At 72.1% G+C, this 19,746-nt stretch carries 18 protein-coding genes, 1 tRNA gene and 1 pseudogene; 9 read left to right on the forward strand and 11 right to left on the reverse strand.

The features are described 5' to 3' along the window. Positions 1-36: 36 nt before the first annotated feature. Together ACFVYK_RS17395 and ACFVYK_RS17400 are read right to left on the reverse strand one after the other, a co-directional pair. The gene (locus ACFVYK_RS17395; protein WP_389774412.1) at positions 37-2,565 is read right to left on the reverse strand and encodes an ABC transporter permease; all 2,529 of its coding nucleotides are present in this window, start codon (positions 2,563-2,565) and stop codon (positions 37-39) included. A gap of 55 nt (positions 2,566-2,620) precedes the next feature. Next, positions 2,621-3,391, reverse strand: coding sequence for an ABC transporter ATP-binding protein (locus ACFVYK_RS17400; protein ID WP_389774415.1), 771 nt, complete (start codon positions 3,389-3,391; stop codon positions 2,621-2,623). Between the two features lie 419 nt (positions 3,392-3,810). Between ACFVYK_RS17400 and ACFVYK_RS17405 the strand changes: the two genes are divergently transcribed. The 3 genes from ACFVYK_RS17405 to ACFVYK_RS17415 all read left to right on the forward strand — a co-directional run bounded on the left by ACFVYK_RS17405 (position 3,811) and on the right by ACFVYK_RS17415 (position 6,562). Then, positions 3,811-3,894: transfer RNA gene (locus ACFVYK_RS17405), tRNA-Leu, on the forward strand. A gap of 387 nt (positions 3,895-4,281) precedes the next feature. Continuing rightward, entirely contained in the window at positions 4,282-5,457 is a 1,176-nt protein-coding gene (locus ACFVYK_RS17410; protein ID WP_389774418.1) for a 4-hydroxybenzoate 3-monooxygenase, read from the forward strand. Between the two features lie 211 nt (positions 5,458-5,668). Next, positions 5,669-6,562: a Bax inhibitor-1/YccA family protein gene (locus ACFVYK_RS17415; protein ID WP_389774420.1), complete on the forward strand. Its 894-nt coding sequence runs from the start codon at positions 5,669-5,671 to the stop codon at positions 6,560-6,562. Positions 6,563-6,675: 113 nt separating this feature from the next. On the opposite strand, the gene ACFVYK_RS17420 is transcribed toward ACFVYK_RS17415, so the two are convergent. Further along, entirely contained in the window at positions 6,676-6,903 is a 228-nt protein-coding gene (locus ACFVYK_RS17420; RefSeq protein ID WP_389774423.1) for a DUF4287 domain-containing protein, read from the reverse strand. 104 nt (positions 6,904-7,007) lie between these two features. On the opposite strand from ACFVYK_RS17420, the gene ACFVYK_RS17425 reads away from it, so the two are divergent. Further along, the gene (locus ACFVYK_RS17425) at positions 7,008-7,319 is read left to right on the forward strand and encodes a hypothetical protein (protein WP_389774425.1); all 312 of its coding nucleotides are present in this window, start codon (positions 7,008-7,010) and stop codon (positions 7,317-7,319) included. A gap of 3 nt (positions 7,320-7,322) precedes the next feature. Here the strand turns inward: ACFVYK_RS17425 and ACFVYK_RS17430 are convergent, their stop codons facing one another. From ACFVYK_RS17430 to ACFVYK_RS17440, 3 genes are all read right to left on the reverse strand, one after another. Beyond that, positions 7,323-8,123 carry a hypothetical protein gene (locus ACFVYK_RS17430; RefSeq protein WP_389774428.1) on the reverse strand — a complete coding sequence of 267 codons (801 nt, stop codon included), beginning with the start codon at positions 8,121-8,123 and terminating at the stop codon, positions 7,323-7,325. Between the two features lie 302 nt (positions 8,124-8,425). Further along, a complete protein-coding gene (locus ACFVYK_RS17435) occupies positions 8,426-9,646 on the reverse strand; it encodes an acetyl-CoA C-acetyltransferase (protein WP_389774431.1) in 1,221 nt (406 codons plus the stop codon). Between the two features lie 155 nt (positions 9,647-9,801). Further along, the gene (locus ACFVYK_RS17440) at positions 9,802-10,833 is read right to left on the reverse strand and encodes an SGNH/GDSL hydrolase family protein (protein ID WP_389774549.1); all 1,032 of its coding nucleotides are present in this window, start codon (positions 10,831-10,833) and stop codon (positions 9,802-9,804) included. A gap of 183 nt (positions 10,834-11,016) precedes the next feature. On the opposite strand from ACFVYK_RS17440, the gene ACFVYK_RS17445 reads away from it, so the two are divergent. Both ACFVYK_RS17445 and ACFVYK_RS17450 read left to right on the forward strand, forming a co-directional pair. Beyond that, complete coding sequence (locus ACFVYK_RS17445; RefSeq protein WP_389774432.1) at positions 11,017-12,405, forward strand: cystathionine beta-synthase; 1,389 nt, start codon at positions 11,017-11,019, stop codon at positions 12,403-12,405. A gap of 445 nt (positions 12,406-12,850) precedes the next feature. Beyond that, positions 12,851-12,988 (forward strand): annotated as a pseudogene (locus tag ACFVYK_RS17450) (short-chain dehydrogenase); the annotation flags it as partial. 15 nt (positions 12,989-13,003) lie between these two features. Here the strand turns inward: ACFVYK_RS17450 and ACFVYK_RS17455 are convergent. Then, entirely contained in the window at positions 13,004-13,435 is a 432-nt protein-coding gene (locus ACFVYK_RS17455; protein ID WP_389774551.1) for a hypothetical protein, read from the reverse strand. 220 nt (positions 13,436-13,655) lie between these two features. Between ACFVYK_RS17455 and ACFVYK_RS17460 the strand changes: the two genes are divergently transcribed. Continuing rightward, on the forward strand, positions 13,656-14,537 hold the full coding sequence (locus tag ACFVYK_RS17460) for a MurR/RpiR family transcriptional regulator (protein ID WP_389774435.1): 882 nt from the start codon (positions 13,656-13,658) through the stop codon (positions 14,535-14,537). Between the two features lie 136 nt (positions 14,538-14,673). Further along, positions 14,674-15,258 carry a hypothetical protein gene (locus ACFVYK_RS17465; RefSeq protein ID WP_389774438.1) on the forward strand — a complete coding sequence of 195 codons (585 nt, stop codon included), beginning with the start codon at positions 14,674-14,676 and terminating at the stop codon, positions 15,256-15,258. A gap of 73 nt (positions 15,259-15,331) precedes the next feature. On the opposite strand, the gene ACFVYK_RS17470 is transcribed toward ACFVYK_RS17465, so the two are convergent. From ACFVYK_RS17470 to ACFVYK_RS17485, 4 genes are read right to left on the reverse strand one after another with little or no spacing between them, the layout of a single operon-like run. Next, on the reverse strand, positions 15,332-15,706 hold the full coding sequence (locus ACFVYK_RS17470; RefSeq protein WP_385274487.1) for a hypothetical protein: 375 nt from the start codon (positions 15,704-15,706) through the stop codon (positions 15,332-15,334). Positions 15,707-15,726: 20 nt separating this feature from the next. After that, positions 15,727-16,254: a roadblock/LC7 domain-containing protein gene (locus tag ACFVYK_RS17475; protein WP_389774439.1), complete on the reverse strand. Its 528-nt coding sequence runs from the start codon at positions 16,252-16,254 to the stop codon at positions 15,727-15,729. Positions 16,255-16,288: 34 nt separating this feature from the next. Beyond that, a complete protein-coding gene (locus ACFVYK_RS17480) occupies positions 16,289-17,200 on the reverse strand; it encodes a transcriptional regulator (protein ID WP_389774442.1) in 912 nt (303 codons plus the stop codon). Then, positions 17,197-17,631: a hypothetical protein gene (locus ACFVYK_RS17485; RefSeq protein WP_389774444.1), complete on the reverse strand. Its 435-nt coding sequence runs from the start codon at positions 17,629-17,631 to the stop codon at positions 17,197-17,199. Before ACFVYK_RS17485 ends, ACFVYK_RS17480 begins: the two co-directional genes overlap by 4 nt. Before the next feature lie 414 nt (positions 17,632-18,045). Between ACFVYK_RS17485 and hutU the strand changes: the two genes are divergently transcribed. Beyond that, positions 18,046-19,710 (forward strand): urocanate hydratase, encoded by a 1,665-nt coding sequence (hutU, locus tag ACFVYK_RS17490; RefSeq protein ID WP_389774446.1) that lies wholly within the window; start codon positions 18,046-18,048, stop codon positions 19,708-19,710. The last annotated feature ends 36 nt before the right edge of the window (positions 19,711-19,746 follow it).

Here is a 19,746-nt window from a genome sequence, read left to right on the forward strand (position 1 = left end):
GCGTGGGGCCCCGCGCTCGTGCCGACCGGCCTGCGGCTACTCCGACTTGATCGCCGCCAGCATGTTCAGCCGCGACGCCCGGCGGGCCGGCCACAGCGCCGCCAGGATGCCCACCCCGGCGGCCAGCGCCAGGAAGAGGACCATCCGGCCCCAGGGCAGCACGAGTTCGTAGGTGGGCATCTTCGTGCCGAGCAGCTCGCCGGCCGCCCAGCCGAAGAACACGCCCAGCCCGATGCCGAGCACCCCGCCGAACAGCGAGATCACCAGGGACTCCAGCCGGACCATCCGCTTCACCGAACGCCGGTCCAGACCGATGGCGCGCAGCATGCCGATCTCCTGGGAGCGCTCGAAGACGGACATCGCCAGGGTGTTGATGACGCCGAGGACGGCGACGATCACGGCCATCGCGAGCAGCCCGTAGAGCATGTTCAGCACCAGCGTGAACGTCTTGGCGATCTCCCGGGAGAGGTCCTCCTTGCTCTGGACCTTGACGGCCGGGTTGGAGCCGAGCGCCTTCTCCAGCCGGTCCGCCGTGGCGTCCGAGGCCCCGCCCGACGTCTTGACCATGACCTGCATGTCGGCCGGGTCCGCCACATGCGGGGTGAGGGCCGCGTTGTCGACGATGACGCCCTGGATCAGCTCGTTGCCCTGGTAGACGCCGGCGACCGTCAGCCGCTGCTTCGCGCCGTCCTCGTAGTGCACCGTGAAGGCGGAGCCGGCCCTCCAGTGATGCGATGTGGCGGTGTCGTCGTCGACGACGACCCGGGAGCCGCCCACCGCGAAGGCGCCGTCCTCGACCGTGAGGTCGGTGAGCTCGCCGAAGGCGGAGCCGGTGACGCCGGTGAGGTACTCGGTCGTCCCGTCGACGCGGGCGGGCGCGTTGCGCATCGGGCTGGTGGCGGTCACCCCGGCGACGGACCGGAGCTTGTCGTCGACGTCCGGGGAGAGCTCGTTGCCGTTGGCCATCGACACCACGTAGTCCGCCTTGATCGCGGAGGACGCCATCTTGTCGATCGACCTCTGCAGGCTGCCCGCCATCACGGTCATGCCGGTGATCAGGGTCAGCCCGATCATCAGCGCGGACGCGGTGGCGGCCGTGCGGCGCGGGTTGCGCACCGAGTTCTGGCGGGCCAGCTTGCCGGAGACCCCGAAGACGCGCAGCACGGGCGCGGTGGCCGCGATCAGCGGGCGGGACAGCAGGGGGGTCAGGATGAACACGCCGAGGATCAGCAGGACCGCGCCGATGCCCATCGGGGCCTGGCCGTCGGAGCCGTCCATCGTCGTCGCGGTCAGGACCACCGCGACGCCCGCCGCCGAGAACAGCGCGCCCAGCGTGTTGCGCAGCACCAGCGACTTGGTGGACGCCGTGGCGTGCACGCTGCTCATCGCGGCGACCGGCGGGATCTTCGCGGCCCGACGGCCGGGCAGCCAGGCCGCCAGCATGGTGATGACGACGCCGACGAGGAGGGCCGTGGCGACCGTGCCGGGCGAGACGACGAGCGGCCCGTCGGGGACGGTCGCCCCCAGCGTGCCCAGCAGCGAGCGCAGCCCGGCCCCGATGCCGACGCCGGCGACCAGGCCGGTCACGCCGGCGACCGTGCCGACCACCAGCGCTTCGATCAGCACCGAGCGGGTCACCTGCCGGCGCGAGGCGCCCACGGCCCGCAGCAGCGCGAGTTCCCTGGTGCGCTGGGCGACCAGCATGGTGAAGGTGTTGGCGATGATGAAGGTGCCCACGAACAGCGCGATGCCGGCGAACACCAGCAGGCCCTGCTTCAGCCCGCTCATCGAGGCGGAGATCGTCTGCGCCTGGTCGTCGGCGAGCTGCCGGCCCGTGGTGGTCTCCACCTGGCCCTTCGGCAGGGCGGCGTCCAGGGCGGACTTCAGCGCGCTCTGCGAGGTCCCGGCGGCCGCCTTGACGTCGATCTCGTCGTAGACGCCGGGCTTGCCGAAGAGCTTCTGCGCGCTCGCCGTGTCGAACAGGGCGAGGCTGCCGCCGGCGGCGACGTTGCCGTCGTCCGTGGTGAAGACGCCGGTGATCTTCGGGGTGAGGACGGGGCCGTCGACGGAGATCCGCACGGTGTCGCCGACCTCGTACCCGGCCCGCTCGGCGGTCTTCGCGTCGACGAGGACCTCGTTCACCCCGCTCGGGGCGCGCCCGGAGACGATCGGGTACCGGGGGTCCTTCGACCCCCAGTAGTTGCCGCCCTGCGACTGGAAGCCGCCGCCGATGAGCTTGCCGTCCTTGTCGGCCATGGCGGTGAAGCCGTTGACGACGCCGACGGCGGACGCGGCGCCCGGCGCCTTCGCGCTGCGCTCCAGCAGGGCCTGGTTCAGTTCGGGCGTCTTGACGATGCGGTCGCCGACGTCCGGCTGGGACTCGGCGGTGACGGCGACGTCGACCTGGTCGAAGCCCTTGGCGGAGCTCTTCTGCAGGGCGTCGGAGAGGGTGTTGGTGAAGACCAGGGTCCCCGACACGAAGGCCACGCCGAGCATCACGGCGAGCACGGTCATCAGGAGCCGGGCCTTGTGCGCGAGTACGTTGCGCAAGGCGGTACGGAACATGGGGTGTCGTCTTCTCAGTCCTGCTCGCGGGCGAGCGGTCGGTCCCGGTACGGGATCAGCTGGTGCGGCCCTTGGCGTCGAACCGCTTCATGCGGTCCAGCACCGACTCGGCCGTCGGCCCGTACACCTCGTCGACGATCCGCCCGTCCGCGAGGAAGATCACCCGGTCCGCGTAGGCGGCGGCCACCGGGTCATGGGTCACCATCACGACCGTCTGGCCCAGCTCCCGCACGGAGTTGCGCAGGAAGCCCAGCACCTCGGCGCCGGCGCGCGAGTCGAGGTTGCCGGTCGGCTCGTCGCCGAAGACGATGTCCGGCCGCGAGGCCAGGGCGCGGGCGACGGCGACGCGCTGCTGCTGTCCGCCGGAGAGCTGCGAGGGCCGGTGGCTCAGCCGGTCGGCGAGCCCCACCATCCGGATGACCCTGTCCAGCCACTCCTTGTCCGGCTTGCGGCCCGCGATGTCCATCGGGAGGGTGATGTTCTCCAGCGCCGTCAGCGTCGGCAGCAGGTTGAACGCCTGGAAGATGAACCCGATCTTGTCCCGGCGCAACTTGGTGAGCTGTTTGTCCTTCAGGGTGCCGAGCTCGGTGTCGCCGATGCGCACGGACCCGGAGGAGAAGGTGTCCAGGCCCGCCACGCAGTGCATCAGCGTCGACTTGCCGGAGCCGGAGGGGCCCATGATCGCGGTGAACTCGGCCTGCCGGAACTCGACCGAGACCCGGTCCAGGGCGACCACCTGGGTCTCGCCCTGTCCGTAGATCTTCGACAGGTCCGTGGCACGGGCGGCTGCTGTGGTGGTCCGGTCGGCGAGGGGGCTGGTGGTCACGGAAGAGGTGCTCCTGTCGGGACGACGGTGTGTTCCTGGGGGGACGTGAACCATCGTCCCGGCCGTCCGCCGCCGTGTAGTCAGCCGCTGTTCCGGTTCTGGGGGCAGACTCCGGACGGACCCCGGGCCGCCGGGTCATACCTGGGGATGACCCCCGCCTTCTCCGCGCTCCGTGCCCGTCCGTGTGCCGGCGATCCGTCAAGAACCGGTGGAGCAACCTCGTTCGAACGGTGAAATTCCGTCATTCCGCATACACGTGCGGGTGCCGCAGGGGACGCTACTGGCAAGTGCGGATGGCGAGTTCTGGGTGCTGATGCTCCCTCAGACCTCAATAAAATAAGACAACATCGGGTCGGATCGGCCGCTGTCCGGGGGGCGGATCCCGATAGGGTCGGTAGCTCAAGCGGAGCCCTCGGCCTGCCCAGATGGTGGAATGCAGACACGGCGAGCTTAAACCTCGCTGCCCCTTCGTGGGCGTGCCGGTTCAAGTCCGGCTCTGGGCACTTCCGACGTCTCGGCGATCGCTGCACCCTCCATCGAGACTTTGACCGCTGAGCCGCTGAGCCGCTGAGCCGCTGAGCCGTGTGGGTGGCTGAGCCGGTGAGCCGCTGAGCCGGCGGGTGGTTGGGCCGGTGGGTGGTTGGGCCGCTGGGTGGCCGAGGGGCTGGGCCGGTGACCGTGCGCAGACCGCCGTTCCCCGCTCGTCGCTCCTCTGACCCGCCCCCAGACCCGGCCCCCAGACCCGGCCCCCAGACCCGGCCCCCAGACTCGCATCCCGGTTCCCGGCCCCGCGTCCCGACCGTTGACACCGCCCGCAAGCGGGCGCACACTCGCGGCGAGCGTCAGTGAAGAAAACTTCACTGTGCGAACATCGCCTGAAGGGACGCCCGATGCGCACGACCGTCGGCATCGTCGGCGCCGGCCCGGCCGGCCTCCTCCTCGCCCGGCTGCTCCACACCGCCGGCATCGACTCCGTCGTGCTGGAGAGCCGCGACCGGGACTACGTCGAGCAGCGCCAGCGCGCCGGGATCCTGGAGCAGGGCACGGTGGACGTCCTGCGCGCGGTCGGCGCCGCCGAGCGCATGGACCGGCTGGGGCTGCGCCACGACGGCATCGAGCTGCGCTTCGCCGGGCGGCGCCACCGCGTGGACTTCCCCGCCCTCACCGGCGGCCGGTCGGTGATGGTCTACGCCCAGACCGAGGTGTGCAAGGACCTCGTCGCCCTCCAGCTCGCGCAGGGCGGCCCGCTGCTCTTCGAGGCGGAGGCGCTGGCCGTGGAGGACGCCGGGACCGACCGCCCGCGGGTGCGCTTCCGGCGCGGAGGCGTCGAGGACGTCCTGGAGTGCGACTACGTCGTGGGCTGCGACGGCTTCTGGGGCGTCGCGCGCTCGGCGATCCCGGCCGCGTCGACCCGAGTCCGCGAACGGACCTACCCGTTCGGCTGGCTCGGGATCCTCGCCGACGTGCCGCCCTCGCACGACGAACTCGTCTACGCCCGCCACGAGCGCGGCTTCGCTCTGCTCTCCATGCGCTCGCCGTCCGTCTCCCGGCTCTACCTCCAGGTGGCCGAGGGCACCAACGCGCGCGCGTGGAAGGACGAGGAGATCTGGGACGAGCTCGCCCGCCGCCTGGAGACCGACGACGACTGGACGCTGGAGCGCGGGCCGATCACCCAGAAGTCGGTCACCCCCATGCGCTCCTACGTCCACGAGCCCATGCGGCACGGCCGGCTCTTCCTCGCCGGGGACGCGGCCCACATCGTGCCCCCTACGGGAGCGAAGGGGCTCAACCTCGCCGTCGGGGACGTCGTCACCTTCGCGCGGGCCCTGACGCACCAGCGGGAGACGGGCTCGTCCGCCCTGCTGGACGCCTACTCCGAGACCTGTCTGCGGCGCGTGTGGCAGGCCGAGCGGTTCTCGTACGACATGACGACCCTGTTGCACACGGAGCCCGACGCCACCCCCTTCGACGAGCGGATCCAGCTCGCGCGGCTGGAGCGGATCGCCTCCTCGCGGGCCGCCGAGACCGATCTGGCCGAGGGCTACACCGGGTTCCCGTTCGATTGATCGAACAGTGGGGTTCGTCCGGTCTCCGTGGGATACCGGGCTTGTCGCGGCTTGGTCATGATCCGGGGCGGTCCGTGTCGGGAATCGCTACCGGGCGTAGCGTGTTGCGCGACAGGAAGAGGGAAAGATCCTCCCCAAGCACTAGGGTCAATCCTTTGCCTACCTATTACCCTTGAGCCAAGGCCGCGCAGTGCGGCCATGGAGGAGTGCAATGAGGAGCAGAAACCCGGTCTTCTCGCGACGTGGGTTCAGCCGCGACAACGGCTACGCGGGCTTCAACGCCGCGCCGCAGGCCGGGGGACCCGCAGTCGGCACCCAGCCGGGCAACCCCTACGCCCAGCAGGCCGGCAACCCGTACGCGCAGAACCCCTACGCCCAGCAGGACCTGCAGTACGGCGCCCCGCCGCAGGCCCCGGCCGCCACCGGCCGGATGACCATGGACGACGTCGTCGCGCGCACCGCGACCACGCTCGGCGCCGTGGTCGTCACGGCGATCCTGTCGTGGCTGCTGCTGCCGGTCGACGAGGCCAACCTCAACAAGTCGTACGGCATCGCCGTCGGCGCCGGTCTGGTCGCCATGGTGCTGGCGCTGGTCCAGTCCTTCAAGCGACGCCCGGTCCCCGCGCTGATCCTGTCGTACGCCGCCCTGGAGGGCGTCTTCCTCGGCGTGATCTCCAGCGCGGTGTCCACGTACATCGCGGACGGCGTGGTCGCCCAGGCCGTGCTCGGCACCATGGCGGTCTTCGCCGGCGTGCTCGTGGCGTACAAGGCCGGCTGGATCCGCGTCAACCGCCGCTTCTACGGCTTCGTGATGGCCGCAGCGCTCGGCTTCGTGCTGCTGATGGCCGTGAACCTGCTGTTCGCCGTCTTCGGCGGCGGTGACGGCCTCGGCTTCCGCAGCGGCGCCCTCGGCATCGTCTTCGGCGTCATCGGCGTCATCCTCGGCGCGTGCTTCCTCGCCCTGGACTTCAAGCAGGTCGAGGACGGCGTGGCCTACGGCGCCCCGCGCGAGGAGGCCTGGCTCGCAGCCTTCGGCCTCACGATGACGCTGGTGTGGATCTACATGGAGTTCCTGCGGCTCCTGTCGATCCTGAACAGCGACTGAGCGACGGCCCGACCGGCGGCGCGCCGCCGGAGCACGGACTGACGAAGGGCCCCGGGATTACGATCCCGGGGCCCTTCGCCGTGGCCGGCGCGGGTACGGGTGTCACGTGCGCGCTAGAGCAGTTTGCGCGCGGCCCTCCTCAGCTCGTGCTCGTGGATGATCGCCTTGGCGTGGCCGTACGCGAGGTCGTGCTCGGCGCGCAGCCAGCTGACCTTCTCCTCGAAGCGGAGAGCGGGGCCTTCGTCGACGGTGCGCAGCCAGTCGGAGACTTCACGACCGGTGCAATGGGGGATGCGGGCCAGTATGTTGCGGTGGGTCTCCTCGGAGAGGACATGGGACATCGGCGCCTCCGGTTGCAAAGGGGATGTAAGCCGGTCCTTCAGGTCACCGTGCCTGAGTGTCCGCTCGTTGGCAACAGTCCCGGTGCGACGCGTAGTCTCGCGGCGTGGCTGATACGACGTCCCTGACCCGTGCGGTGGATCACTTCGCCGACCGTCTGCGCGCCGCCCCGCAGAGCCGGCTGCAACGAGGCGCGGCCGCCGAGGCGCTGGCGCTGGCCAGGGAGTTGGCCCGGCGGACCCAGCTCCTCGAGGAGCCCGGCACGCAGCCGCGGGAGATGCCCGACGCCGGGATGTTCGCCGCCGCCGACCAGATCACCGTCGCCGCGCACGACCTGGCCCTCGTGCTCACGGACGAGGGCCAGGTCGAGGAAGCGGTGGAACTGGTGGCGCAGGCGCAGAAGCGGGCCGGCGTGTGAGCCTCACAGGCTCGCTATGACCCGGTCCGCCAGGATGTAGACGTTGTCCGCGCCGCACTGGAACGTCAGGGTGTACGCGCCGGAGACGCCCGAACCGCCCAGCAGGAACGGGGTCTCGCCCGCGGTGAGGGCCGCGGCGAGGCGTTCCGCCGTCTCACGGTGGCCCGGGGTCATGCACAGCGTGGTGCCGTCGGCGAAGACGTAGACGTCGAGGGTGCCCAGCGGGCCCGGGCGCACGTCGGTCAGCTCGACCTGGGAGGACGCCAGTTCCTCCAGGGTGGCCACCGTGCGCTCATGGTCGTTCACGATCGGTGACTGTACCGGCACGAAGTCGGGGTGGGACGGGTGCCGTCGGCGGGCCGCGGCCAGTTCCGCGGACTCGCCGCCGAAGTCGTCGGCGTCCGCGGTCTGCTCGGCCACCGGCTCCAGGCCCATGAAGTCGGCCTGCCGGGGCAGGAAAAGCTCGCTGTCCGGCAGTCCCAGCAGGGACGGCGCGTCGGAGGCGTCACGGGCCTCCTGGGCGGCCCAGAAGGCGCGCGCCTCGGCCAGCTCCCGCTCCCGCTCCTCGGCCAGCGCCTCGGCGACCGCGGCGCGTATCTCGGCCGCGTCGGCGGTGGTGCGGGCCGCCGGGACGAAGCCGCGCAGGTGCGCGGCCGCGCTCTCGGCGCTCTCGGCGTTCCTGGCGAGCTCGGCGTGCAGGGCGGCCACTTGTCGGCGCAACTGCAAGAGGGTGCGCAGGACGGCGACGCCCACGGCGCCCGTGGCGGCCGTGGTGACCAGCAACGCGATCGGCATGGCGCTCACTGACGTACTCCCGGTTCAAAGTCGACCCCCGACTTCCTACATCAGCTTGAAGGGCGGACTATCCAGCTGTCAGTGCGTAACGTCACGAAACGGACAGGACTTTCGGCCTGGGGTTTGCATCCGAAAGGCGCTGAGCTGGGTAAATCCCTCCGGGGAGGGAGATAGGTCACATCCTGGGGGAGATTGGATCACAAAACGGCCCGGAGTCCAGGTGCTTTCCGGACTCCGGGCCGAAACGTGACGTCCGGTGCTCGACCGGTTACGCAGAGGCCCCGTCAGGCCCTCGCGTCACGCGCGGATGGTCAGCTCAGGCGCTCGACGACCATCGCCATGCCCTGGCCGCCGCCCACGCACATCGTCTCCAGGCCGAACTGCTTGTCGTGGAACCGGAGGGAGTTGATGAGCGTGCCGGTGATCCGGGCGCCCGTCATGCCGAAGGGGTGGCCGACGGCGATGGCGCCGCCGTTGACGTTCAGCTTGTCGAGGTCGATGCCGAGGTCGCGGTAGGAGGGGATCACCTGGGCGGCGAACGCCTCGTTGATCTCGACCAGGTCGATGTCGTCGATGGTGAGGCCGGCCCGGCGCAGCGCCTGGTTGCTCGCCTCGACCGGGCCGAGGCCCATGATCTCGGGGGACAGGCCGGACACGCCCGTCGACACGATGCGGGCGAGCGGGGTCAGGCCGAGCTCGCGGGCCTTGGTGTCGCTCATGACGACCAGGGCGGCCGCGCCGTCGTTCAGCGGGCAGCAGTTGGCGGCGGTGACCATGCCGTCGGGGCGGAAGACCGGCTTCAGGCCCTGGACGCCCTCCAGGGTGACGCCGGCGCGCGGGCCGTCGTCCTTGCTGACGACCGTGCCGTCGGGAAGCGTCACCGGGGTGATCTCGCGCTCCCAGAAACCGTTCTTGATGGCTTCCTCGGCGAGGTTCTGCGAGCGGACGCCGAACTCGTCCATGTCCTGCCGGGTCACACCCTTGACGCGGGCGAGGTTCTCGGCGGTCTGGCCCATGGCGATGTAGGCGTCGGGGACGAGGCCGTCCTCGCGCGGGTCGTGCCAGGTGGTGCCCTCCTGCTCGGCGACGGCCGCGGTGCGGGCCTCCGCCTCGGCGAAGAACGGGTTGTGCGTGTCCGGCAGGCTGTCGGAGTTGCCCTTGACGAACCGGGAGACCATCTCGACGCCCGCCGAGATGAAGACGTCGCCCTCGCCGGCCTTGATCGCGTGCAGGGCCATGCGGCTGGTCTGCAGGGACGAGGAACAGTAACGGGTCACCGTGCAGCCGGGGAGGTGGTCCATCCCCATCTGCACGGCCACGATGCGGCCCAGGTTGTTGCCCTGCTCGCCGCCGGGCAGGCCGCAGCCGAGCATCAGGTCGTCGATGTCCCTCGGGTCCAGCTCGGGAATCTTGGCCAGGGCGGCCTGGACGATCGTGGCGGTGAGGTCGTCCGGGCGCAGGTCCTTCAGGGAGCCCTTGAAGGCGCGGCCGATGGGCGAGCGGGCGGTCGAGACGATGACTGCTTCGGGCATCACGGCTCCTGGAGGACGAGGTGCGGGTACGGCTGCTTGGGAAGTTACCCGCACGTATGGCCTGGGTCACGGGCATGGCGGTGTGACCCTGGCCGCAATTTACTAAGCGCTTGCTTGGCCGGGTTCGGCGGGCGCGGTGGGCGCGTGGCCGCGGTTCAGGGGGACGGGGTTGCGGGTGCTCGTTCCGGCTCCGTGACCCGGCGCCGCCGACGGCGCTTCAACAGGGCCCAGGGGCCGCGCGGTCCGGTCGGCATCGCCGCCGTCACCTCCGTGCCGGGCTCCGAGGCCGCCTCCGCCGCCGCCCGGGCCACCGGCAGGAAGCCCTCGCGGCGGGCGGCGTCCGGCCGCTCCTCCTCGGCCGGCCACAGTCCGAGTGTCGCGCAGACCGTGGGCAGGACGGCCATCGCCGCCGTCGCATAGCCCTCCGCCGACGGGTGGTAGTGGTCGGGGCCGAACAGCTCGCGAGGGTTCGCCTCGAACTCGGGGCCCAGCAGGTCGCCCAGGGACACCGTGCGCCCGCCCTGCTCGACGGCGCCGATCGTCTGGGCCGCCGCCAACTGGCGCGAGGCCCGGCGGGCCAGCCAGCGCAGCGGCTGCTGGACCGGCTCGATCGTGCCCAGGTCCGGGCAGGTGCCGACGACGACCTCCGCGCCGGCCGTGCGCAGCCGCCGCACCGCCGACGCCAGGTGACGCACCGAGCGGGTGGGCGGCATGCGGTGCGTCACGTCGTTCGCGCCGATCATGATCACGCAGACGTCGGGCACCCGATCGGAGTCCTGCAGCACCAGCGCGACCTGCCGGTCGAGGTCGTCGGACTGGGCGCCGGGAAGCGCCACGTTGCGCAGCTCCACGGGCCGCTCCGCGACCGCCGCCAGGCCGGAGGCCAACAGGGCGCCCGGGGTCTGCCCGGAGCGGTTGACGCCCTGGCCCGCGGCCGTGGAGTCGCCCAGCATCGTCAGCCGCAGGGGCTCCTTGCCGGGCCCGGGGACGTCGTACGCGGTGCCGTAGCGGCCGTCCGCGTGCGGGACGTGCGGGTGCGCCCCGTTGTTCACCTGGCGGCGGGCCAGATGCACCTCCGCCAGCACCAGCCCGGCCACCGCCGCCCCGGCCAGCCCGATGCCGCCGCCGCCGTAGGCCGCGCCGGCCGCGATACGCCGGGCCACTCTCGCCCTCGACATGCTCGTCATGCTCGTCATGCCTCGACGCCACCTCCTCGTGTCCGTACACCCACTCCTTGCCCCGTACGCACCGTCGCCCAATCTCGACGGCGAGTGAACCGGCGGGCGGGGACGCCGTCCCCGCCCGTGGCGGTGCCCGTACCCTGGCGGGACCACTACGACCACAGTTTTTGCAAGCAACCGGAGACAACGGTGCAATTCCACGACTCGATGATCAGCCTCGTCGGCAACACCCCGCTGGTGAAGCTCAACAGCGTGACCAAGGGCATCCGGGCGACCGTCCTGGCCAAGGTGGAGTACTTCAACCCGGGCGGCTCCGTGAAGGACCGCATCGCCCTGCGCATGATCGAGGCCGCCGAGAAGAGCGGAGAGCTGCAGCCGGGCGGCACGATCGTCGAGCCCACCAGCGGCAACACGGGCGTCGGGCTGGCCATCGTGGCGCAGCAGAAGGGGTACAAGTGCATCTTCGTGTGCCCCGACAAGGTGAGCACCGACAAGATCAACGTGCTGCGGGCGTACGGCGCCGAGGTCGTGGTCTGCCCGACCGCCGTGGACCCCGAGCACCCGGACTCCTACTACAACGTCTCCGACCGGCTGGTGCGCGAGACGCCGGGCGCGTGGAAGCCGGACCAGTACTCCAACCCGAACAACCCGCTGTCCCACTACCACTCCACCGGCCCTGAGCTGTGGGAGCAGACGGAGGGGCGGATCACCCACTTCGTCACCGGCGTCGGCACCGGCGGCACCATCTCCGGGACCGGCCGCTACCTGAAGGACGCCAGTGACGGCCGGGTGCAGGTCGTCGGCGCCGACCCCGAGGGGTCCGTGTACTCCGGCGGGTCCGGGCGGCCGTACCTGGTCGAGGGCGTCGGCGAGGACTTCTGGCCGACCGCCTACGACCGCACCGTCGCCGACGAGATCGTCCCGGTGTCCGACAAGGACTCCTTCCAGATGACCCGGCGGCTCGCGAAGGAGGAGGGCCTGCTGGTGGGCGGCTCCTGCGGGATGGCCGTCGTCGCCGCGCTGCGGGTCGCCGAGCGGCTCGGCCCGGACGACGTGGTCGTGGTCCTGCTGCCCGACAGCGGCCGCGGCTACCTCAGCAAGATCTTCAACGACGAGTGGATGGCGGACTACGGCTTCCTGGAGAACGAGGGCACCAGCGCCCGCGTCGCCGACGTCCTCAGCGACAAGGTGCACGGCGCCATCCCCTCCCTGGTCCACATGCACCCGGACGAGACCGTCGGCCAGGCCATCGAGGTGCTGCGTGAGTACGGCGTCTCCCAGATGCCCATCGTGAAGCCGGGCGCCGGGCACCCGGACGTCATGGCCGCCGAGGTCGTCGGGTCGGTCGTGGAGCGGGAGCTGCTGGACGCCCTGTTCAACCAGCGGGCCTCTCTCGACGACCCGCTGGAGAAGCACATGTCCGCGCCGCTGCCGCAGGTCGGCTCCGGCGAGCCGGTCGGCGACCTGATGTCCGTGCTCGGCACCGCGGACGCGGCGATCGTCCTCGTCGAGGGCAAGCCCACCGGGGTGGTCAGCCGCCAGGACCTGCTGGCCTTCCTGGCCAAGGGCGGGAAGTGACGTCGGGGCGACGGGGGCCGCGATCTCGGGGAAACCTGCGGTGAACGGCCCCCTCGGGCGCTGAACTTCCGTTTCCCCACCGAACGGGCGGACTTCGCGGAAGTGGTACGAGCACGTCATGTGCACGCAGCACCCGGTTAACACGCGTCCGGCATATTTGGGGATGTCGGCAGGGCGGATGGGAGTGCCTCCCAGGCGTTACGCACGGGGGGAGGCTCCCCGCACCACCGGCACCGAAACGGCGTCACGGACCTCCGGAGCGGCTCCCGGACCTCCACCGACGCCACGGACGCGTAAGCCCGGCCTGACCCGGCCCGCGTCCCTCGCGGGGACCGCCGTCGTCCCGCCCCCCGGCAACGGGGGTGCGGCGGTCCCCGCGCAAGCTTCCGCCCTCGGGGCCTGTCCACCGGACAGGCCCCGAGGCGTCGTCACGACCGCGGCCAGGTCCGGGCAGTCCGGCATGTTCGGCGCCATAGGCGCGCTGTCGTCGGCGGAGATCGCCGACGTCGTCGCCTACGCGACCAGCCGCCCCCGGCACGTCAACCTGCGGCAGATCATGGTGCTGCCGACCCGGCAGGCCTGAGCCCGTGCGGCCGGCTCACTCCCGCCAGTCGTCGTCCTTGGCGGCGGAGCGGCGGCGCCGACCGGTGAACAGCTCGGGGTTGACGCGGGCGGCCTGCACACAGTTCACGCCGACGATGCCGACCCAGGTGGCGATCACCCCCGTCAGGTTGCCGAAGGCTCCGCCGATCCCCGACAACGGGATCGCCAGGATCAGCGAGACGACGCCGAAGCCGAAGCGGTCGCCCCAGGAGTCGGTGGGCTTGGGTGCGCGGGAGCTGCGCGCCGCCACCATCTGCTGCTCCGCGAGCTGCCGGCGCACCCGGCGCTCCACGGCGCCGTCGATGCGCTGGTCGACCTTCTCCAGGAACGAGTCCACCAGCGCGGACTCGTACTCCTCGCCCAGCTCCCTGCGCGTCTGCAGCGTGGCGTCGAGCTCCTTCTTCAGGTCCGTGTCCCGCGCGTCCATGGCCGTCTCCCATCCCGTCATGAACACCAAGGTTAGGGAGCCGCGACCCCTGGGGCACTGGGGCTAACCCCCCTGTCCCCGGTGGGGTCCACGGCCGGCACCCCTTGCCCGGCTGTATGACGTCATGCAGAGTTCTCGGTAGGTGAATGGATCGCCGACGGTTCGGTACGGTTCGGCGCGGTCCGGCATCGAGGGCGACATCTTCAGGGGGAGCGGGGCATTGAGCGCGGAGACGGAGTTCGGTGGGGACACACCCCGCCCGGCGGCGGCGGACAGTCCCGCCGTCCGGTTGCAGACGCTCTTCGAGGGGCACCGGCTGACGCCGACCCAGCGGCGCATCGCGCACAGCATGGTGCGGCGCGCCGCCGACGTGCCGTTCCTGTCCAGCGTGGAACTGGCCGAGCTCGCCGGGGTCAGCCAGCCGTCCGTGACCCGTTTCGCGGTCGCCCTCGGCTTCGACGGCTACCCCGCGCTGCGCAGGCACCTGCGCGAGGTCGCTCCCGCCGAACAGCCCGCGGGGGCGGTCGCGTACAACGAGTACCAGCAGGCCGTCGAGGCCGAGATCGCGAATCTGCGGCACCTCGCCGAACTGCTCGCCGATCCCCGTCCGGTGCGGCGGGCGGGCCGGCTGCTGGCGGCCTCGCGCCCGCTGCCCGTGCTCGGCCTGCGGGCCGCCGCCTCCCAGGCGTACGGCTTCGCGTACTTCGCCGCCAAGGTCCATCCGGACGTACGGCTGCTGCACGAGGGCGGCACGATGATCCACGACCGCATCGACGCCGCCGTCCGGGCCGGCGCCTCCGCCCTGCTCTGCTTCGCGCTGCCCCGGCACCCGCGCGAGGTCGTCGACACCCTCGCCTACGCGCGCGAGGCCGGGCTGAGCGTGGTGACGGTCGCCGACTCCGCGTTCGCGCCGGTCGCCAAGGTCTCCGACCTGCTGCTGCCGGCGGCCGTCGGCACCGGCCTCGCCTTCGACACGGCGTGCGCGCCGATGCTGCTCGGGCGGGTGCTGCTGGAGGCGATGTGCGACGACCTGCCCGACGCGCAGGCCCGGCTGGAGGAGTTCGACGCCCGGGCGGCGTCGCGCGGACTGTTCGTGGAGTGACCTCGCCGTGCGCCCGTAGGCCCGTCCGCATGGACGCCCCCGCGCCCGGCCGGGCGGCGCGCTCTCAGACTCGTCTCACGTTCGCTCACTAGTCTGCGCGGTCACGAGACTGTGCCTGAGTGACGAGGAGGCGGACGTGGCACGCGGAGGACAGGGGTTGGCTCGGGTGGCCGTCGTCGTACGGGCCGGAGCCGCGCCGTTGTGGTGGTGCGGGGTGTTCGCGGCGGGAGTCGGCGTCCTGGCGCCGGGTCTCACCGGACGGCGGATCGGGGTTTCGGCCGGGGCCGCGCTGTTCATCGTGGCCCTGGCGGTGACGGGGTGGCGCGGTCGGCGCCGGTTCACCGAACTGGGGCGTGGAGCCGTCCGGGCCGGCAAGCACGACGTGCTCCAGGACCGGGCGGTGACCGTCCGCGTCTGGCGGCGCGGTCACCGCTGGTGGCTGTTGCTCGCCTTCCTGGCGGCGCTGGGCAGCGCCTTCGCGGTTCCGGCGGCCGGCGGCATGCTGCTCGCCGGCTGTGGGGCCGGGCTGTGGTGGAAGGCCGCCTGGCTCGGGCGCCGCGAGCGGGACGACGACGCGCTGCTGTGGGTGCGCGTCGACTGGCTGGACCGGCGTGGCGGACGCCCGGCCGGCCAGGCCGTCAAGGCGTACCGCAGCACCGGCGTCGCGGCGGGCGACGCGGCCCCGGGCGGGGCCCGCCGCCGCACCGCGGCGCTGGTCTGACGGGTTCGAGTTCGAGTTCGAGTTGGGGTTCGGGTCCAGGCAGGGCTGGGCGGGGCGGGGTCGGCCGCCCCGCCTAGACCTCCAGGTCCTCCTCGATCCTCTTCAGCTGGTGGCGGGCCATCGCCAGGTTGGCCCGCTTGGCGTCCAGGACCAGGTACATGAAGAGGCCGTTGCCGCCGCGCCCGCTGATCAGCCGGATCAGGTGGTACTGGTCGTTCAGTGTGATCAGGATGTCCTCGATCTGGCCCTTGAGCCCGAGATGCTCCATGGTGCGCATCTTGGCGCGCACCACGTCGGTGTTGCCGGCGGCGGCGACGTTCAGGTCGAACGTCTTGCTGCCGCCCATCGTGCCCAGCGCCATGCCGCTGGTGTAGTCGACGAGTGCCACTCCGGTCGCCCCCTCGATGGAGGCGAGGCACTCTTTCAGCGTGGTTTCGGTGTTGGCCATGACGTGCTCCTCGGTTCCTGTCAGCTTTCCGTGGTGGTGCGCGCGTTGGCAGTGGCCGGGCCGCGCGCCGTTCTGGTGCGTACGGTCGGGGGTTTGGCCGGTGTGCGCACCGGCGGCTTGACGGGGGGCTTGGGCGGCGCTTCCGCGGGGGCGGGCCGCGCCTGCCGCGCCGCCGCCTCCCGGGCGTCCACGAGTTCTCCGACGCGGGCCCCGGCTCGGCGGCCCTCCAGGTGGAGCCGGCCGACGTTGACGCGGTCCTGCGCGAGCAGGGTCAGTACGGCGGACTCGCCGGCCGCGTACGTGGCGACGTAGCCGTACCGGCCGCGCACGAGCAGCTCGCGGAAGTCGCCCTGGCCGGTGGTGTCCGCCATGCGCACCGCGACGCCGAGCGCGGCGGCGGTCAGCGCGGCCACCACCTCCGGCTCCACGCCGGGCGTGTCGTGGGCGAGGACGAGGCCGTCCACGCCGGCCGCGAGGGCGCCGGTCAGCTGGGGCACCCGGGCCCGCAGCCGCCGCAGTTCGTCGAGTATCTCGGGCGCCGAGGCCATCAGCTCGCTCCTCTCGGCACGCGGTCGCTGCCGTTCAAAGGGCCTCCAGCGCATCCCTGAGCCTCTTCAGCAGGGTGATGTCGGGGTCGTTGACGCGGGGCAGGGTGATGCCCGGCGGGGCCTCGGCCGCGGCCGTCCCGGCGCCCCCGGCGAGCGCGTGGCGGGGCGGGAGCCCGGGGGCGGCGGCGACCGGGGCCGAGTGGGTGCGCGGCGGCGGGAAGAGGGCGGTCAGCAGTCCGGCCGCCGCCAGCCGACGCGCGTCCACCAGCGTGTGGAAGGCCTGCCGGCCCAGCTCGCGGGCGATGTCCGGGGCGGTGCGCACGCCGTCCGCCAGGGCCAGCACCGCGCTCTGCCTGGCCGTCGGCGCCGGCGCGGCGACGGCGTCGGAGCGGCGCAGCGGGGCCCCGTCGGTCAGCGGGTCCGGCCACAGTCGGTCCAGCATGTCGCGCCGGCGCAGCGTCTCGCGCTCGACCGCGTCGACCGGGACCGGCCGCAGGGCGCCCAGCCAGTGGCCGGCGCCGTAGCGGAAGTGTCCCGGGGTGCTGCTGGGGGTGAGCGCGAAGTACGCCGCGTCGTAGACCGCCTCGAGATGGCACAGCTCCAGCGCGCCGCGCGGGACACGGCCGGCGTCGAGCAGCAGACGGGCGGCGCCGCGCTCCTCGTCGGCCCGGTCCACGGCGTCCTGCCAGACGGCGGGGGCGAGGGTGCCGTGGGCCAGGAGGAGCACGTCGAGGCCCGGGGCGAGCGGGCTCTCGGCGTGCACCACGCGGCCCTCGGCGAGATACAGCGAGCCGCGCTCGCGCTCCAGGACGCCCGTCGCCCGCTCGGCGGCGAGCCGGGTCAGCATCGGCGACAGCGCGCCGCCGCGCTCGCGGGCGCCGGACTTCTCCCGCACGGGCAGCCGGGGCGGGGTCGTCCCCTGCGGGGGCGTTCTCACCGCGGTCATCCCAGCACCAGCCGTGTGGCCATCTCGCCCAGCCGGATCCGGGCCAGCGCCAGGTTGCCGTCGGGACGGGCCAGCCACACGTGCAGGAACACGCTGCTGTCGAAGGACGTCGGCACGAAGCGCAGCACGTGGTAGCTGTCCCGGTTGCTGATGATCAGGTCCTCGACCGGTGGGTCGACGCCGGCCGCCCCGCCCGGCCCGGCCGCCGCGTCGGCGCCCTCCTGGGGGGCGTAGCCGTCGGGCGTGAACGCCCGTTGCTCGGCCGTGAGCCGGGCGACCTCGGCGGCCTCGGCGGCCGCCGCCTCGTGGTCGCCGCCCGGGAACTCCCCGACCGAGCCCAGAGCGAGCCCGCTCGTCCAGTCGACCAGCGCCGCGCCCCGGGCGCCGGGCAGCCGCATGGCCTCCAGTAGACACTCGTCGATTCCGGGCACCGTTGGCTCCCCTCCCGCCTGCTGTTCGGCTGAGTGATGAAGAAGCTACGCAACGTAGGTGCGAGGAGTGAGTCTTCTGGCATTTTCCAGCGGAACATGCGACCGCGTGACTAAGGTGGGTCGACTGACCTCGTTTCGGGGCGAGTTGACGCCCCATGGGTCTCTTCAACACCTGCTGACCGGCCCGCGTCAACGGCGCGCGTGTTCCGGCGGAGTGGTGGGCGCGACCGCGTGCGCCCCCTGGCTGCGCTCCTCCCCTTCCCCGCCCGTGCCTTCCGATCCCGTTACCGCCCTCCTCGGCCGCGGGGTCGCAGGTCGTCGCGCCCGTGTATTGACTAGCTCTATTCAGCGGGCCAGGATGTGAATAACAACAGCAAAATCCGCCGGGATCACCCATCCGCAAGGAGGCCGACCATGTCAGGACCCCGCCCCGTACGAGCGCCGCGCGGTACGGAACTGAGCGCCCTGGGATGGCAGCAGGAGGCCGCCCTGCGGATGCTGCAGAACAACCTCGACCCCGAGGTCGCCGAGCACCCCGACAAGCTCGTCGTCTACGGCGGCACCGGCAAGGCCGCCCGCGACTGGCGCTCCTTCGACGCCATGGTCCGCACCCTCAGGACGCTCAAGCAGGACGAGACCATGCTCGTCCAGTCCGGCCGCCCGGTCGGCGTCATGCAGACCCACGAGTGGGCCCCGCGCGTCCTCATCGCCAACTCCAACCTCGTCGGCGACTGGGCCAACTGGGAGGAGTTCCGCCGGCTGGAACAGCTGGGCCTGACCATGTACGGCCAGATGACCGCCGGTTCCTGGATCTACATCGGCACCCAGGGCATCCTCCAGGGCACCTACGAGACCTTCGCCGCCGTCGCCGCGAAGAAGTTCGGCGGCACCCTCGCCGGGACCGTCACCCTCACGGCCGGCCTCGGCGGCATGGGCGGCGCCCAGCCGCTCGCCGTGACGATGAACGACGGCGTCGTGATCTGCGTCGACTGCGACCCGCGCGCCATCGACCGCCGCATCGAGCACCGCTACCTCGACGTCAGGGCCGACGACCTCGACCACGCGCTCCGGCTGGCCGTGGAGGCCCGTGACCAGCGCAAGCCGCTCTCCATCGGCGTTCTCGGCAACGCCGCCGAACTCGTCCCGCAGCTGCTCGCGATGGGCGCGCCCATCGACATCGTCACCGACCAGACGTCCGCCCACGACCCGCTGTCCTACCTGCCGACGGGGACCGCCTTCGAGGACATGGCCGACGCCGCCGCCAAGGACCCGGCCGGCTTCGCCACCCGGTCCCGCGAGTCGATGGCGCGGCACGTCGAGGCGATGGTCGGCTTCATGGACGCGGGCGCCGAGGTCTTCGACTACGGCAACTCCATCCGCGGGGAGGCCCAGCTCGCCGGGTACGACCGGGCGTTCGCCTTCCCCGGCTTCGTCCCCGCCTATATCCGCCCGCTGTTCTGCGAGGGCAAGGGCCCCTTCCGCTGGGCGGCCCTGTCCGGCGACCCGGCCGACATCGCCAAGACCGACAAGGCGATGCTCGACCTCTTCCCGGAGAACGAGTCCCTCGCCCGCTGGATCAAGCTGGCCGGCGAGCGCGTCCACTTCCAGGGCCTGCCCGCCCGCATCTGCTGGCTGGGCTACGGCGAACGCGACCGGGCCGGCGAGCGGTTCAACGACATGGTGGCGTCGGGTGAACTCGCGGCCCCGCTGGTCATCGGGCGCGACCACCTCGACTCCGGTTCCGTCGCCTCCCCGTACCGCGAGACCGAGGCCATGCTCGACGGCTCCGACGCGATCGCCGACTGGCCGCTGCTGAACGCCATGGTCAACGTGGCGTCCGGGGCGTCCTGGGTGTCGATCCACCACGGCGGCGGCGTCGGCATGGGCCGCTCCATCCACGCCGGCCAGGTCTCGGTGGCGGACGGCACGCGCCTCGCCGGTGAGAAGATCCGCCGGGTGCTGACCAACGACCCCGGCATGGGCGTCATCCGGCACGTCGACGCGGGGTACGACATCGCGGAGTCGGTCGCCGACGAGCGGGGCGTGCGAGTGCCGATGCGCGAGGGTGACGAGCAGTGACGACCGACGTCGGCCGTCCGGCCGGGGCCGGCACGT

Origin of the sequence: Streptomyces sp. NPDC058291 (genome assembly GCF_042880855.1) — a bacterium.
In the GTDB taxonomy this organism is placed as follows: domain Bacteria; phylum Actinomycetota; class Actinomycetes; order Streptomycetales; family Streptomycetaceae; genus Streptomyces.